General features: G+C 67.1%; 16 protein-coding genes and 1 pseudogene. 13 read left to right on the top strand and 4 right to left on the bottom strand.

Annotation, left to right across the window (positions count from 1 at the left end; all coding sequences use genetic code 11):
- Positions 1–390: 390 nt before the first annotated feature.
- The 4 genes and pseudogenes from ACK4ZD_RS10420 to ACK4ZD_RS10405 all read left to right on the top strand — a co-directional run bounded on the left by ACK4ZD_RS10420 (position 391) and on the right by ACK4ZD_RS10405 (position 2,421).
- Positions 391–783, top strand: coding sequence for a VOC family protein (locus ACK4ZD_RS10420; protein WP_409661393.1), 393 nt, complete (start codon positions 391–393; stop codon positions 781–783).
- 12 nt (positions 784–795) lie between these two features.
- Positions 796–1,422 (top strand): LysE family translocator, encoded by a 627-nt coding sequence (locus tag ACK4ZD_RS10415; RefSeq protein ID WP_409661390.1) that lies wholly within the window; start codon positions 796–798, stop codon positions 1,420–1,422.
- A gap of 102 nt (positions 1,423–1,524) precedes the next feature.
- Positions 1,525–1,944: pseudogene (locus ACK4ZD_RS10410) on the top strand (YciI family protein); the annotation flags it as partial.
- Between the two features lie 18 nt (positions 1,945–1,962).
- Positions 1,963–2,421 carry a VOC family protein gene (locus tag ACK4ZD_RS10405; RefSeq protein ID WP_409661510.1) on the top strand — a complete coding sequence of 153 codons (459 nt, stop codon included), beginning with the start codon at positions 1,963–1,965 and terminating at the stop codon, positions 2,419–2,421.
- 35 nt (positions 2,422–2,456) lie between these two features.
- Here ACK4ZD_RS10405 and ACK4ZD_RS10400 read toward each other — a convergent pair whose 3' ends face one another.
- From ACK4ZD_RS10400 to ACK4ZD_RS10390, 3 genes are all read right to left on the bottom strand, one after another.
- Entirely contained in the window at positions 2,457–2,837 is a 381-nt protein-coding gene (locus ACK4ZD_RS10400) for a hypothetical protein (RefSeq protein WP_409661388.1), read from the bottom strand.
- 127 nt (positions 2,838–2,964) lie between these two features.
- Positions 2,965–3,639, bottom strand: a complete 675-nt coding sequence (locus ACK4ZD_RS10395) for a LysE family transporter (RefSeq protein WP_409661386.1) — start codon at positions 3,637–3,639, stop codon at positions 2,965–2,967.
- A gap of 9 nt (positions 3,640–3,648) precedes the next feature.
- Positions 3,649–5,313, bottom strand: a complete 1,665-nt coding sequence (locus tag ACK4ZD_RS10390) for a GMC family oxidoreductase (RefSeq protein ID WP_409661383.1) — start codon at positions 5,311–5,313, stop codon at positions 3,649–3,651.
- A gap of 198 nt (positions 5,314–5,511) precedes the next feature.
- Here ACK4ZD_RS10390 and ACK4ZD_RS10385 point away from each other — a divergent pair, with 198 nt between their 5' ends.
- Genes ACK4ZD_RS10385 through ACK4ZD_RS10375 form a run of 3 tightly spaced genes read left to right on the top strand, consistent with a single transcriptional unit; the run spans position 5,512 to position 7,414 of the window.
- Positions 5,512–6,054, top strand: a complete 543-nt coding sequence (locus tag ACK4ZD_RS10385; protein ID WP_409661380.1) for a VUT family protein — start codon at positions 5,512–5,514, stop codon at positions 6,052–6,054.
- A 44-nt stretch (positions 6,055–6,098) separates the two neighbouring features.
- Positions 6,099–6,959, top strand: a complete 861-nt coding sequence (locus ACK4ZD_RS10380) for an MBL fold metallo-hydrolase (RefSeq protein ID WP_409661377.1) — start codon at positions 6,099–6,101, stop codon at positions 6,957–6,959.
- An 8-nt stretch (positions 6,960–6,967) separates the two neighbouring features.
- Positions 6,968–7,414 (top strand): OsmC family protein, encoded by a 447-nt coding sequence (locus ACK4ZD_RS10375; protein WP_409661374.1) that lies wholly within the window; start codon positions 6,968–6,970, stop codon positions 7,412–7,414.
- 1 nt (position 7,415) lies between these two features.
- Here the strand turns inward: ACK4ZD_RS10375 and ACK4ZD_RS10370 are convergent, their stop codons facing one another.
- The gene (locus ACK4ZD_RS10370) at positions 7,416–8,042 is read right to left on the bottom strand and encodes a MarC family protein (protein ID WP_409661371.1); all 627 of its coding nucleotides are present in this window, start codon (positions 8,040–8,042) and stop codon (positions 7,416–7,418) included.
- Between the two features lie 218 nt (positions 8,043–8,260).
- On the opposite strand from ACK4ZD_RS10370, the gene ACK4ZD_RS10365 reads away from it, so the two are divergent.
- The 6 genes from ACK4ZD_RS10365 to ACK4ZD_RS10340 all read left to right on the top strand — a co-directional run bounded on the left by ACK4ZD_RS10365 (position 8,261) and on the right by ACK4ZD_RS10340 (position 13,477).
- On the top strand, positions 8,261–9,295 hold the full coding sequence (locus ACK4ZD_RS10365; protein WP_409661368.1) for an ABC transporter substrate-binding protein: 1,035 nt from the start codon (positions 8,261–8,263) through the stop codon (positions 9,293–9,295).
- Complete coding sequence (locus ACK4ZD_RS10360) at positions 9,292–10,095, top strand: ABC transporter ATP-binding protein (RefSeq protein ID WP_409661366.1); 804 nt, start codon at positions 9,292–9,294, stop codon at positions 10,093–10,095. Before ACK4ZD_RS10365 ends, ACK4ZD_RS10360 begins: the two co-directional genes overlap by 4 nt.
- A 5-nt stretch (positions 10,096–10,100) precedes the next feature.
- Positions 10,101–10,928 (top strand): ABC transporter permease, encoded by an 828-nt coding sequence (locus tag ACK4ZD_RS10355; RefSeq protein WP_409661507.1) that lies wholly within the window; start codon positions 10,101–10,103, stop codon positions 10,926–10,928.
- Between the two features lie 21 nt (positions 10,929–10,949).
- Entirely contained in the window at positions 10,950–11,861 is a 912-nt protein-coding gene (locus ACK4ZD_RS10350; RefSeq protein WP_409661363.1) for a hypothetical protein, read from the top strand.
- A gap of 23 nt (positions 11,862–11,884) precedes the next feature.
- Positions 11,885–12,172, top strand: a complete 288-nt coding sequence (locus tag ACK4ZD_RS10345; RefSeq protein WP_409661360.1) for a hypothetical protein — start codon at positions 11,885–11,887, stop codon at positions 12,170–12,172.
- 117 nt (positions 12,173–12,289) lie between these two features.
- The gene (locus ACK4ZD_RS10340; protein WP_409661357.1) at positions 12,290–13,477 is read left to right on the top strand and encodes an AAA family ATPase; all 1,188 of its coding nucleotides are present in this window, start codon (positions 12,290–12,292) and stop codon (positions 13,475–13,477) included.
- The last annotated feature ends 159 nt before the right edge of the window (positions 13,478–13,636 follow it).

Raw genomic sequence — 13,636 nt, 5'->3', positions numbered from 1 at the left:
TCGCCAGCCCGTCCGGGGCCAGCTCAATGCACGAAGCCTGCTTTATCCCACCTGTTCAGATTTGCGGGGCCACTTCTGACTTCGCTAACTTCAGCTTGGTACGGCTGATGGGGGGCAGGTCAGGCCGGCAATCCCCACACGTGGCTTGGATCAGCCTCTTGCTCTTCTCGGGTTGGGGCGGTGAACATCCGCCAACTGGAGTGCAGTGACGCCTGACCCCTCTACAAGGACTTCCCGGTGTGGATCTGCTGCAAGCGACAGCCAAGACGCCTTGACGAGCGTGCCCGCCTGATGGCCCGCGGCCGCGCGCCACCGCACAATGCGCCAGGCTGGCAGCATGGCCGCTGCCGGCAGCCACCCTCTACCCAAGGAAAGATCAGGAGGCAGCCCATGTTCAGTCACGTGATGGTCGGGTCCAACGACATCGAACGGTCGAAGAAGTTCTATGACGCCGTGCTGGGGGTGCTGGGCGCGGGGGAGCCCTTCCGGCACCAGAACCGCACCGGGCAGACGCGGTTGTTCTACCGGCACAACGGCGCGACGTTCTGCGTGAGCGAGCCGATCGACGGGCAGCCGGCCACCGCCGCCAACGGCGGGACCATCGGGTTCAAGTGCGAGTCGCCCGAGCAGGTGCGCCAGTTCCACGACACGGCGATCGCGCATGGTGGTACGTCGATCGAAGACCCGCCGGGGCTGCGCGAAGACAAGCTGGGCGCCATGCACCTGGCCTACGTGCGGGACCCGGACGGCAACAAGCTCTGCGCGCTGCACAGGGTGAAGTAAGCTCGCGCAACCATGCTCACCCCCGAACAGTTCTTCGGCTTCCTGCTGGCCGCCCTCCTTATCACCGCCTCGCCGGGCCCGGACAACCTCATGGTGCTCAGCATGGGCATCTCCAAGGGGCGGCGGCACGGGGTGGCGTTTGGCCTGGGGTGTGCGCTGGGCTGCCTGAGCCACACGGTGCTGGCCGTGATCGGTGTGAGCGCGGTGATCGCGGCCTCGCCCATGGCCTTCCTGGTGCTCAGGATCGGCGGGGGGCTCTACCTGGTCTGGCTGGGCCTGCAGGCGCTGCGCAGCCGCGGGGGCGCCCAGGTGGTGCGCACGGCCGCCGGCGAGGAGCGGCTGTCGAGGCTGTTCTTCAAGGGCGTGTTCGCCAACGCCGTCAACCCCAAGGTGGTGCTGTTCTTCCTGTCTTTCCTGCCGCAGTTCGTCGTGCCCGCGAACGGTCAGGTGGGCTGGCAGATGGCGCAGCTCGGTCTGGTCTTCACGATCCAGGCGGCGATCCTGTTTTCGCTGTTGGGGCTGTTCTCGGGCACCATCGGCCAGTGGCTGCACAAGACGCCTCGCATCGGCCTGTGGCTCGACCGCCTCGCCGGCGCCGTCTTCGTGGGGCTGGGGCTGCGGCTGATCGCGTCGCGCTGAAGACCGCTCGTTACAAAGCGCTCGCCCCCGGTTGTCGAAACCGCCGGTCGTCCTTCGTCGTGGACTTGGCAACCCTGTGTTTTCCACCAAAGGAGCAACGACATGCGTGTGATGGTGATGATCAAGGCCACGGCCGAGACCGAGGCCGGCGTGATGCCCAGCGAGGAGCTGCTGGCCGAGATGGGGCGCTTCAACGACGAGCTGGTGCAGGCCGGCGTGATGCTGGCCGGCGAGGGCCTGCACCCCAGCGCCAAGGGGGCGCGGGTGCGGTTTTCGGGCGCGAAGCGCTCCGTCGTCGACGGGCCCTTCACCGAAAGCAAGGAGCTGATCGCCGGCTTCTGGCTGTGGCAGGTGAAGTCGCTCGACGAGGCCATCGAATGGGCCAAGCGCTGCCCCAACCCCACCGGGGCGCAAGGCGAGATCGAGCTGCGCCCGGTCTTCGAGGCCGAGGACTTCGGCGACCTGCTCACGCCCGAGCTGCGTGAACAGGAGGCGCGCCAGCGCGCCGAGATCGAGCGCCGGGCCGCGGCGGCGGCCGCGGTGCCTGTGCCTCATGGCGCCACACCCTACCTGACGATCCGGGGCGCGGCCGATGCCATTGCCTACTACCAGCGGGCCTTTGGCGCCGAGCTGCTGTACCGCCTGGACGGCCCGGGCGGCGTGGTGGTGCACGCCGAAATGCGCGTGGGCCCCGCCCAGTTCATGCTCAGCGAGGAGCAGCCCGACGACCAGGCCCTGAGCCCGAAGACCCTCGGCGGCTCGGGCTCCACCACGCTGATCTACGTGCCCGACGTGGATGCGGTGGTGGCGCGCGCCGTGGCCGAAGGCGCCCAGGTGACGATGCCCGTGGCCGACCAGTTCTGGGGCGACCGCAGCGGCGCGATCATCGACCCCTTCGGCCACCGCTGGATGATTTCCACCCACCGCGAGGACCCGTCGCCCGAGGAGATCGAAAGGCGCTTCCAGGCCCTGATGGCGCAGGTGCCGGCGGGCGGCTGAACCGGGGAGGACGGGCTGCGCCGACGACGGCGTCGTCAGGTGACGACCCCGCGCACCGGCAGAGGCTGCACCGTGTCGGGCGGGGCTTGGAAGTCCTCGGCCGTCGCGAAGGCCAGGGCCAGGCTCGATGCGGCCAGCAGCAGGGTCAGGGCATAGCGCATCAGGCGGCTCAGGCGCGCGGGCAGCGGCGCGTGCCGGCGGCGCACGGCCCACCAGTCGCGGGCGGCCAGCGCGGCAAAGCCGGCCAGCGCAAACAGCGTCACCGCCAAGGACCACAGCGACCAGCCGGCAAAGAGCGTGCCGGCCGTGGGGTGCACCTTGGCCGGCAGGAACAGGGCATCCTGGGCCAGCAGATAGCCCCCGGCTCCGCCGAGGGCGAGCGCCAGTGCGATGTTGACGATGATCCGGCCGAGCATGTCGCCTTGTCTCCTGGGGCGGTGGGCCTGGTTCCGGGCCTCATCGTGCACCAGAGCGGGCAAGTGTGCAATATGTCACACCCTGGCGGGCCGACCTGGGGGCGGGCGAGCGCGGTTCCCCAGGGGGCTACAGCCGACGCTCCAGTGCGGCGGGCGAGGCGGCGGGCGGTTGACCGGGCGATGCCAGCAGATCGCGCAGCGAGGCCAGGGCCAGCGCCAGGAAGGCCAGCGCGCACAGCCGGTAGGTGATGCGCGCCCAGCGTGCCCCGGCCCGACGGAACAGCCGGTCGACGATGGCGGCGCAGACGAAGCACCACAGCACCGACGAGGCCATGAAGCCGGCGAGGAAGAGGCCGTAGTCGGCCGCCGTGGGCTGCTGCACGCCCACGGCGCCCAGCGCGCTGCCCAGGGCCGCCCAGAAGGCGATGTTGTGGGGGTTGGTGAGCGACAGCGTCACGCCCGAGCGCAGCGCCCGCGAGGTGCTGGCACGCGGCGCGCCGGCCACGTCGAGGTGGAGCTCGTGGCTGGCCGAGCGCCAGGCCTCCCATGACAGCCAGGCCAGATAGGCCACGCCGGCCAGGCCGATGGGCCAGCGCAGCGCATCCACCTGCAGCAGCACGCCCACGCCGGCCAGGCCCAGCACGGCCCACACCCCGTCGCCCACCAGCGAGCCCACCTGCACCGCAAAGGCCGGGCGGAAGCCGCCGCGCACGCCCTGGCGCACGGTTTCGGCAAAGACGGCGCCGGGCGCGGCGTTGAAGACCAGGCCCAGCACGAAGGCAGCGGCAAACAGCGTGAACATGGGGGGATGTTAGCGGTTGGCCTCGGCGATCCACTGCGCGGCACGCTCGGCGATCATCAACGTGGGCGCATTGGTGTTGCCGCTGGTGATGGTGGGCATCACGCTCGCGTCCACCACGCGCAGGCCGGCCACGCCGCGCACGCGCAAGCGGGCATCGACCACGGCGCCGGGGTCGTCGGCCGCGCCCATGCGGCAGGTGCCCACCGGGTGGAAGATGGTGGTGGCGATGTCGCCGGCCAGGCGGGCCAGTTCTTCATCGCTTTGGAACTGCACGCCGGGCTTGACTTCCTGCGGCCGGTACTTCGCCAGCGCCGGCTGGGCCACGATGCGCCGCGTCAGGCGCAGCGAGTCGGCGGCCACCTGGCGGTCTTCGGGCGTGGAAAGATAGTTCGGCGCGATGCGCGGAGCGTCCTCGAAGCGCGGCGAGCGGATGCGCACGTGCCCGCGGCTGGTGGGGTTGAGGTTGCACACGCTGGCGGTGAAGGCATCGAAGCGATGCAGCGGCTCGCCGAAGGCCTCGAGCGAGAGCGGCTGCACGTGGTATTCCACATTGGGCCAGTCGTGCGCCGGTGACGAGCGCGTGAACGCGCCCAGTTGCGAGGGCGCCATGCTCATCGGCCCGCTGCGCTTGAAGGCGTATTCCAGGCCGATGCGCAGCCTGCCCCACGGCGAGTTCGCCAGGGTGTTCAGCGTGGTCACGCCCTGCACCGAGAACACCGCGCGGATCTGCAGGTGGTCCTGCAGGTTCTCGCCCACGCCGGGGAGCTCGTGGCGCAGCTCGATGCCATGTTCGCGCAGCAAGGCGCCGGGCCCGATGCCCGAGAGCTGCAGCAGTTGCGGCGTGCCGATGGCGCCGGCGGTGAGCAGCACCTCGCGCGCGGCCTGCACCTGCTGCACGCCATGACGGGTGTGCACCTCGACGCCCCGGGCGTGCCAGCGGCCGTCGGGCCTGCGCTCCAGCAGCAGGCGGCTGGCCTGGGCGTGCGTCCACACCGTCAGGTTGGGGCGGCGCAGCGCCGGGCGCAGGAAGGCCTTGGTGGTGTTCCAGCGCCAGCCGCGGCGCTGGTTCACCTCGAAGTAGCCCACGCCCTCGTTGGTGCCACGGTTGAAGTCGTCGGTGGCCGGGATGCCGGCCTGCTGCGCGGCCTGCGCGAAAGCGTCGAGCACCTCCCAGCGCAGGCGCTGCCTTTCCACGCGCCATTCACCGCCGTGGCCATGCAGTTGCCGGAACCCCGGGTGGCCGGGATCGGGCTCATCCAGCCGCCAGTGGTCCTCGTGCAGCTTGAAGAAGGGCAGGCAGACCTCCCAGCGCCAGGCGTCGTCGCGGGTGAGACGGGCCCACAGGTCGTAGTCGCGCGACTGGCCGCGCATGTAGATCATGCCGTTGATGCTGGAGCAGCCGCCCAGCACCTTGCCGCGCGGGTAGCGCAGGCGGCGGCCATTCAGGCCGGCGTCGGGCTCGGTCTGGTAGAGCCAGTCGGTGCGCGGGTTGCCGATGCAGTGCAGATAGCCCACTGGGATGTGGATCCAATGGTAGGAGTCGCGCCCGCCGGCTTCCAGGAGCAGCACGCGCTTGGAGCCATCGGCGCTGAGCCGGTTGGCCAACAGACAGCCGGCCGTGCCGGCGCCGACGATGACGTAGTCGAACTGCAGCCCGTCCGTCGTTGGCCTCATGCTCCATCCTCCTGCCGCAGGGGCCTGGGGCCCCGAGCGGGAGGCTCCCCATAGCCGTTGACGGGCCCTAGTCTAGTGCGTGGCACCCGGCAGCGGCCCCGCCGCGCAGGGCCGGATGGCTGACCTCATTGTTCACGAATGCGAACAATGAAGGAACCTCACCAGGAACACCCGCACCGCGGGACAATCGCGCCTGCCATGCCCTTCGTTCAAGACCTCCTCCGTTTGGGCCGCCCCATCCTTGCGATGGCGGCCGTGATCGTGCTCTCCAACGTGCTTGTCCAGTTCGTCATCAACGACTGGCTCACCTGGGGCGCCTTCACCTACCCGCTGATCTTTCTCGTCACTGACCTCACCAACCGGGCCGTGGGTCCGGCGGCAGCCCGCCAGGTGGTGGGCGTGGGCTTCGTCGTGGCGGTGGCCGTGTCGCTGTGGCTGGCGCCCTGGCGCATTGCGCTGGCCTCGGGCACGGCCTTCCTGGTCGCCCAGGCGCTGGACATCGCGGTGTTCAACCGGCTTCGCCAGGCGAGTTGGTGGAAGGCGCCGCTGATCGGCTCGCTGCTGGCCTCGGTGATCGACACGGCGATCTTCTTCTACATCGCCTTCGCCGGCAGCGAATTCGACTGGCTGATGCTGGGTGCGGGCGACCTTGCCGTGAAGTGGGCCATGGCCCTGGTGCTGCTGGCGCCGTATCGCGCGATGCTGCCTCACCTGCAGACCTGGGTGCCGATGGCGCGCTAGAATACTCCTTGCAGTATGTGTTCCGTGCTGCTCCGGAGTGCGCCATGAAGCCCAACGTCCAAGCGTTCTTCGACCCGGTCACCGGGACGGTGAGCTACGTCGTCTTCGATCGCCCGGGCGGTCATGCTGCGGTGGTCGACTCGGTGCTCGACTACGACCCGAAGTCCGGCCGCACCCGCACCACCTCGGCCGACCGGGTGATCGGCTTCGTGCGCGCTCAGGGTCTGACGGTGCAGTGGATCTTGGAAACCCACGCCCACGCCGACCACCTCTCTGCCGCACCCTATCTGCGCCGCGAGTTGGGAGGACGCATTGCCATCGGGGCTGCCATCACGCGGGTGCAAGACGTGTTCAAGCGCATCTTCAACCTGGAGCCGGAGTTCCGCGCCGACGGCGCGCAATTCGATCACCTGCTGCACGACGGCGAAGCCTTCCGCATCGGCGAACTGCAGGCCACGGCGATGTCCGTGCCCGGCCACACGCCGGCGTGCATGGCCTACCAGGTGGGCGATGCCGTCTTCGTGGGCGACACCCTGTTCATGCCCGACGTGGGCACGGCGCGCTGCGACTTCCCCGGCGGCGACGCCCACGCGCTGTACCGCTCGGTGCGCAGGTTGCTGAGCCTGCCGCCGGCGACGCGCCTGTTCATGTGCCACGACTATCCGCCCGAGGGCCGCGAGCCGGCCTGGGAATGCACGGTGGCGGATCAGCGCGCCCGTAACATCCATATCCACGATGGCGTGAGCGAAGATGCCTTTGTCGAGATGCGCACGAAGCGCGACGCCACGCTGGAGATGCCCACCCTCATCCTGCCCTCGGTGCAGGTGAACATCCGCGCCGGTGAGATGCCGCCGCCCGAAGCCAACGGCGTGTCCTACCTGAAGATCCCCGTCAACGCCTTGTGAGGCCTACCATGAGCGAATCCCAGGTTACCGTGCACCTGCAACAGCAGCAGGACTACCGCTTCCAGATCGAGTTCGGTGCCACGGTGCCTGACCTGATCGGTGACGAGCCGCCGCCCCTCGGTGGGGGCGCCGGACCCTCGCCGGTGCAGTTGCTGGCGGCGGCCGTGGGCAACTGCCTCACCGACTCGCTGCTCTTTGCGCTGCGCAAGTACAAGCAGGCGCCCGAGCCGCTGGCGGGTGACGTGACCGCGGAGGTGGGCCGCAACGCCGAGGGCCGGCTGCGTGTGCTGGGGATGCTGGCCGTGCTGCGCCTGGGCGTGCCGGCGGCGCAGCTGCAGCATCTCGACCGCGCGCTGTCGCAGTTCGAGGCCTTCTGCACCGTCACCCAGAGCGTGAGCGCTGGCATCCCCGTCGAGGTACAGGTCTTCGACGTCGAGGGCACCCGCCTCAAGTAGCTCAGCCCAGCGCCGGAAAGAGCTTGAGCAGCCCGTCGGCCATGATCTCCACCGCCAGTGCGGCCAGGATCAGGCCCATCAGGCGCGTCATCACGTTGATGCCGGTCTGGCCGAGCAGCTTGGCGATGCGCCCGGCGGCCGACAGCGCCAGGAAGGCGGCCGCACCGATCACCAGGCCGTAGCCCATCAGCACGCCCACCTGCCACCAGGCCGTGGTCTGCTGCGAATAGATCACCATGGTCGAGATGGTGGCCGGGCCGGTGAGCAGGGGGATGGTCAGCGGCACCACGGCGATGCTTGCGCCCGCATCGGCCTTCGACTCGCCCTCGTCCACGTCTTCCTTGCGCGTTTCGGCCTGTTGCGCCTGCAGCATCTGCAGCGCGCTGATCAGCAGCAACATGCCGCCGCCCACCTGGAAGGAGGCGATGGAGATGCCGAAGAACTCGATGATGCGCAGGCCCGCCAGGGCACTGATCGAGACCACGAGAAAGGCCGTGAAGGCGCTGACGCGGATCGTGCGGCGCCGCTGCGCCTCGGTGAAGCCCTGGGTGAAGTGGATGAAGAAGGGCACCACGCCAATCGGGTTGACGATGGCCAGCAGGGCGATGAGGGGTTTGAGGAGGTCCATGGTGGTTCAGCGCCGCCCGCACGCTTGCGCCCTCCGGCTCGCACCGGTGATGAGCGTCGAGGGTCGGGCCATGCGATGCATTGTGCCGCGCAGGCGCTGTGCGCGCACCGCACGGCCATCTCCGGACAAGCACGTACGGTGTCCGCGACACCGTGACGTTACATTGATCCATTCCCAGATGCTTGGGATGTGAACGATCCACCGACAGGAGACATGCCATGAAGCGCCGCAGTTTTCTCGCTGCCTCCACCGCAACAGCGGGGGCCCTGGCCTTGCCCGCGCTGGTGCGCGCGCAAGGACTGGAAAAACCCAAGATGACCATCGCCGTGGGCGGCAAGAACCTGCTGTACTACCTGCCGCTGACGGTGGCCGAGACCCTGGGCTACTTCAAGGACGAGGGCCTGGACCTGACGATTGCCGACTTCGCCGGCGGCTCGCGTGCGCTGCAGGCCGTGGTGGGCGGCAGCGCCGACGTGGTCTCGGGCGCCTTCGAGCACACCATCAACATGCAGGCCAAGGGCCAGCGCATGCGCGCCTTCGTGCTGCAGGGTCGCGCCCCGCAGATCGTGCTGGGCGTGAACCCCAAGACGATGCCCAACTTCAAGTCGGTGGCCGACCTCAAGGGCAAGAAGATCGGCGTCACCGCGCCGGGCTCGTCCACCAACGTGATGGTCAACTTCGTGCTGGCCAAGGCGGGTCTCAAGCCCAGCGACGTGTCCATCATCGGCGTGGGCGCGTCCAGCGGCGCGGTGGCGGCCATGCGCTCGGGGCAGATCGACGCCCTCTCCAACCTCGACCCGGTGGTCACGCTGCTGCAGCGCTCGGGCGACCTGAAGATCGTCACCGACACCCGCATCGTGAAGGAAGCCGACCAGGTCTTCGGCGGCCCCATGCCCGCGGGTTGCCTGTATGCGCCGCAGGCCTTCATCGACAAGAACCCCAACACGGCCCAAGCGCTCGCCAATGCCATCGTGCGCGCCAACAAGTGGATCCAGGCGGCCGGCCCCTCCGACATCGTCAAGGCCGTGCCCGAAAGCTACCTGCTGGGCGATCGTGCGGTCTATATCGACGCCTTCCTGGCGGCCAAGGGCGCGCTGTCGCCCGACGGCAGCATCCCAGAGGCCGGCGCCGAGACCGCGTTGCGCGCCCTGCGCAGCATCGACGAGTCGCTCAACAACGTGCAGTTCGACCTCAAGGCCGTCTACACCAACGACTTCGTGAAGAAGGCCAACGCGAAGTACCCGAAGGCATGACGGCGCCGGCGCTTTCGCTGCAGGACATCACCTGCACCTTCGTCAGCCGCGAGGACAAGTCCCAGCGCTACACGGCCGTGCGCGATGTCACGCTGACCATCGCGCCCGGCGAGTTCGTCTCCGTCGTTGGCCCCACGGGCTGCGGCAAGAGCACGCTCTTGAACGTGGGTGCGGGCCTGCTGGCACCCAGCAGCGGGCGCGTCGAGGTCTTCGGCCAGCCGCTGGAAGGCATCAACACGCGCGCCGGCTACATGTTCCAGGCCGACTCGCTGATGCCCTGGCGCACGGCGGTGCAGAACGTGATGGCCGGGCTGGAGTTCCGCGGCGTGACGGACGCGCGTGAGCAGGCCGAGCTCTGGCTCAAGCGCGTGGGCCTGGGCGGCTTCGGCGACCGCTATCCGCATCAGCTCTCGGGCGGCATGCGCAAGCGCACCAGCCTCGCGCAGACGCTGGTGCTCGACCCCGACATCATCCTGATGGACGAGCCCTTCTCGGCCCTGGACATCCAGACCCGCCAGCTGATGGAAAACGAGGTGCTGCAGCTCTGGGCCGAAAAGAAGAAGGCCGTGCTCTTCATCACCCACGACCTGGACGAAGCCATCGCAATGAGCGACCGCGTGGTGGTGCTCAGCGCCGGCCCCGGCTCGCACCCCATCGGCGAATTCACCATCGACCTCGACCGCCCGCGCGACGTGGCCGAAGTGCGCGTGACCCCGCGCTTCATCGAGCTGCACCAGGCCATCTGGGACGTGCTGCGCGAGGAAGTGCTCAAGGGCTACCGGCAGCAGCTGGCGGCATGAACGACATGTGGCATCTCATCAAACCCAGCCCCCGGACCCTGCGTGTGTGGCAGGTGGGTGTGCTCGTGGTGGTCTTCGGCTTCTGGCACGTGATGACCAAGCCGGGCCTGCTGCCCACCTTCATCTTCGACAACGACCAGCAGGCCGCGTTCTTCTTCGGCGAGCCGCTCAAGATCTTCGGCCGCATCTGGAACTGGTTCTTCGTGGCGGCCGACATCTACCAGCACCTGTGGATCACCTTGGTGGAGACCCTGCTGGCCTTCGGCATCGGCACCGTGCTGGGCCTGGCCATGGGCCTGTGGCTGGCCCTCAGCCCCATGGCCGCGGCCATCCTCGACCCCTACATCAAGGCCGCCAACTCGATGCCGCGGGTGATCCTCGCGCCCATCTTTGCGGTGTGGTTCGGGCTGGGTATCGCCTCCAAGGTGGCGCTGGGGGTGACGCTGGTCTTCTTCATCGTCTTCTTCAACGTCTACCAGGGCGTGAAGGAGGTGAGCCCGGTGGTGCTGGCCAATGCCCGCATGCTGGGCGCCAGCCAGAAGCAGCTGCTGCGCCATGTGTACCTGCCCAGCGCGATGAGCTGGGTCTTCAGCTCGCTGCACACCTCGGTGGGCCTGGCCTTCGTGGGCGCGGTGGTGGGCGAATACCTCGGCTCGGCCCGTGGTGTGGGCTATCTCATCCTGCAGGCCGAGGGCAGCTTCGACATCAACACCGTGATGGCCGGCATCCTGGTGCTCACCGCCTTTGCGCTGGTGCTCGACGCCCTGGTGGGCGTGATCGAGAAGAAGCTGATGAAGTGGCAGCCGAAGAGCGGAGAGACGGAGAAGCTGTAGTTTTGGCGTAAATCAAGAAACTTGGCGAAAGGCACCTTTTACATGACTGGTTCACTGAGTTCTTTGGAAACAACTCTGCGCAACGAGCGCCAATACGAGGTCTTGGTGCAGGCTAACGGGCATGCCAACTCTGACTCGATGCCCCTACGGTACGGCCTGCACTTCAGAGCGGACACTATACTCAAGCTCAACGGAGTCGAGTTTCTACATCGTGATCATCAGCATCCCGATCGATTCCACGTTGAGGCCTGCTTTGAACCTCCAGCGGGGCGACTAGCCGCTGGCCATTTTGTCCTCGCGGTCAAGCCTGGATACCAGCACCCAATTGTCGTCACTGTTTGGCGTCACGACATGAAGACAGAGACTCACCTGTCTGAGGTCATGATGCTATTGCGAAGAAAAGGGTTTTTGGATTCTGAACAGCTACTTGAGATGCATCCTCTTTACGATCGGGGAGAGGTGCGAACACACGCAGATCTGGTTCATCAACTGACTTTAAAGTTGTCTGGTGAAAAGCTTGCCGCTATGGAGGCAGCCCTCAAAAATGCCATTGAACGCAGCGATGCGCTTGAACAGGAGATTGAAGTGCTGATATCAAAGGTCGAAGAGTTGGAGGCTGAGAAGGCACGTATTGAGGCGGAAAAGGCTGCCGCTCTGAAAGAGCGCAGCGAAGCGACGCTTTCGTCGGCGGACACCCTCCTCGAGGTTCTTGAGAATCAAATGCACAGGGGCTCTCTCTGCACGATTCTGGTGTTGGGTGACGGAAGTCGTAGACACATGAAGACGGCAACGTTTGACCCGAACGGAGAAGTCACTAGGAAGGCAAGAAGTCTGATCGGCCATCGGGTAAGAGTCTCGTGCTGGGATCCCATCGGTCAACCAGGGAAGTGGAGTAGCCAAGGCTACTTCCGAAACATCTATTTGGCTGAATAATGTTAGCCTCTGGGAGAAAAATAATGATCCTGAAATATATTATCAAGAACAATACAAGCGGTGATTTTCCGCTTGATCCTGGCGAGGCATGGCAATTCATTGTGGACGTGACTGATCCAGAGGAAGCCTGCACGCAAATAGAGAAGGTGAAATCCTCCGCTGCTCAATTTGGGCACGACATCATGAACGTGTATCTTGACGGCGAGCCCTTCGACGCCAAGGCGCACTGGACGTCAGGGGCTGACGCGGACGCTTTTCCGTACGATGACACGATCGCGGTGAGCCAAGTTCGGGATGAGACACAGAAGTAGCGGCGGCGACCTACATCCTTTCCCCGCCAAGCGCCTACGTCCGGATGCCACAAGCTCAAGCAAATTAGGGAGCTTATTCGGATGATGTAAACCTGCTAATTCCTGTATATTTGCGCCATGGACCCCATCCGCAACCCCTTTGCGCCCGGGGCGGGCGCGCCCCCGCCCGAACTGGCGGGCCGCGATGCCTTGCGCCAGGAGGTGCACATTGCGATGGAGCGTGTGCGCCTGGGGCGGCCCGCCAAGAGCGTGATGCTCGTGGGCCTGCGCGGTGTGGGCAAGACCGTGCTGCTCGACCGCATGCGCGAGGACGCCGAGGCCGCAGGCATCCACACCATCCGCGTCGAAGCGCCCGAGGAGCGGTCCCTGCCGGCCCTGCTGGCGCCGCAGTTGCGCCAGGCCCTGCTGCGCCTGAGCGCGCTGGACAACGCCAAGGACCTGGCCATCCGCGGCCTGCGCGCCCTGGCGGGTTTTGCCCGCAAGCTGAAGGTCACCTACAAGGACATCGAGGTGGGCCTCGACTATGAGCCCGAGCCCGGCCTGGCCGACAACGGCGATCTCGAGCACGACCTGCTGGCCCTCATGGAGCAGGCCGGCCTGGCGGCGAAGGCCGCGGGCACCGCGCTGGCCCTGTTCATTGACGAACTGCAGTATGTCGAGGAAGCCCAGCTTGCCGCGCTGATCACGGCCCTGCATCGCACCGCCCAGCGCCAGCTCCCGGTGGTGCTGGTGGGGGCGGGCCTGCCGCAGCTGCGCGGCCGCATGGGCAACGCGAAGTCTTATGCCGAACGGATGTTCGACTTCCCCGAGATCGGGGCCCTGCCGCCCGATGCGGCACGCCTGGCCATCGTCAAGCCCATCGAGGACGAAGGGGCCGCCATCATGCCCGACGCGGTGCAGCGCATCCTGGACGTGACCCAGGGCTATGCCTATTTCCTGCAGACCTGGGGCAGCCACGCCTGGAATGCCGCCCCACAGTCGCCGATCACCCTGGCTGACGTGGAGCGGGCCTCGACCACGGCGCGTGCGGAACTGGATGAGGGCTTCTTCCGCGTGCGCTTCGACCGCTGCACCCCGAAGGAAAAGCGCTACCTGCGTGCCATGGCCGAACTGGGGGCGGGACCGCATCGATCCGGCGACATCGCCGACACCTTGGGCGAGAAAGTCACGACGCTCGCGCCCGTGCGCAGTTCCCTCATCAAGAAGGGCATGGTCTGGAGTCCCAACCATGGCGACACGGCTTTCACGGTGCCGATGTTCGACCAGTTCATGAAGCGCATCATCCCGGATGCGAGCTGGCGCTGAACGGCTGCAAAGAAAAAGGGGCCATGGAGGCCCCTTTGCTTGTGCGCCCAGCATGGGCGCGATCTTCGGGGTGTGAGTCCCCGGCCGAGTTGGCCACAGCGAGGCGAGCGAAGCGCAACTGCGTGAGGGTGACCGAACGTGGGGAGGAAGCGTGGAGCG

Origin of the sequence: Caldimonas sp., assembly GCF_046291045.1 — a bacterium.
In the GTDB taxonomy this organism is placed as follows: Bacteria; Pseudomonadota; Gammaproteobacteria; order Burkholderiales; family Burkholderiaceae_C; genus Caldimonas.
This window is presented reverse-complemented; position numbering and strand designations above follow the sequence as displayed.

Excerpts from the sequence above, each read along its gene's own strand:
- ACK4ZD_RS10385 (WP_409661380.1), top strand. The coding sequence starts at position 5,512 with ATGCCCTTCGTTCAAGACCTCCTCCGTTTGGGCCGCCCCATCCTTGCG.
- ACK4ZD_RS10370 (WP_409661371.1), bottom strand. The coding sequence starts at position 8,042 with ATGGACCTCCTCAAACCCCTCATCGCCCTGCTGGCCATCGTCAACCCG.
- ACK4ZD_RS10395 (WP_409661386.1), bottom strand. The coding sequence starts at position 3,639 with ATGTTCACGCTGTTTGCCGCTGCCTTCGTGCTGGGCCTGGTCTTCAAC.
- ACK4ZD_RS10390 (WP_409661383.1), bottom strand. The coding sequence starts at position 5,313 with ATGAGGCCAACGACGGACGGGCTGCAGTTCGACTACGTCATCGTCGGC.
- ACK4ZD_RS10415 (WP_409661390.1), top strand. The coding sequence starts at position 796 with ATGCTCACCCCCGAACAGTTCTTCGGCTTCCTGCTGGCCGCCCTCCTT.
- ACK4ZD_RS10345 (WP_409661360.1), top strand. The coding sequence starts at position 11,885 with ATGATCCTGAAATATATTATCAAGAACAATACAAGCGGTGATTTTCCG.
- ACK4ZD_RS10365 (WP_409661368.1), top strand. The coding sequence starts at position 8,261 with ATGAAGCGCCGCAGTTTTCTCGCTGCCTCCACCGCAACAGCGGGGGCC.
- ACK4ZD_RS10400 (WP_409661388.1), bottom strand. The coding sequence starts at position 2,837 with ATGCTCGGCCGGATCATCGTCAACATCGCACTGGCGCTCGCCCTCGGC.
- ACK4ZD_RS10360 (WP_409661366.1), top strand. The coding sequence starts at position 9,292 with ATGACGGCGCCGGCGCTTTCGCTGCAGGACATCACCTGCACCTTCGTC.
- ACK4ZD_RS10340 (WP_409661357.1), top strand. The coding sequence starts at position 12,290 with ATGGACCCCATCCGCAACCCCTTTGCGCCCGGGGCGGGCGCGCCCCCG.
- ACK4ZD_RS10380 (WP_409661377.1), top strand. The coding sequence starts at position 6,099 with ATGAAGCCCAACGTCCAAGCGTTCTTCGACCCGGTCACCGGGACGGTG.
- ACK4ZD_RS10355 (WP_409661507.1), top strand. The coding sequence starts at position 10,101 with ATGTGGCATCTCATCAAACCCAGCCCCCGGACCCTGCGTGTGTGGCAG.
- ACK4ZD_RS10420 (WP_409661393.1), top strand. The coding sequence starts at position 391 with ATGTTCAGTCACGTGATGGTCGGGTCCAACGACATCGAACGGTCGAAG.
- ACK4ZD_RS10375 (WP_409661374.1), top strand. The coding sequence starts at position 6,968 with ATGAGCGAATCCCAGGTTACCGTGCACCTGCAACAGCAGCAGGACTAC.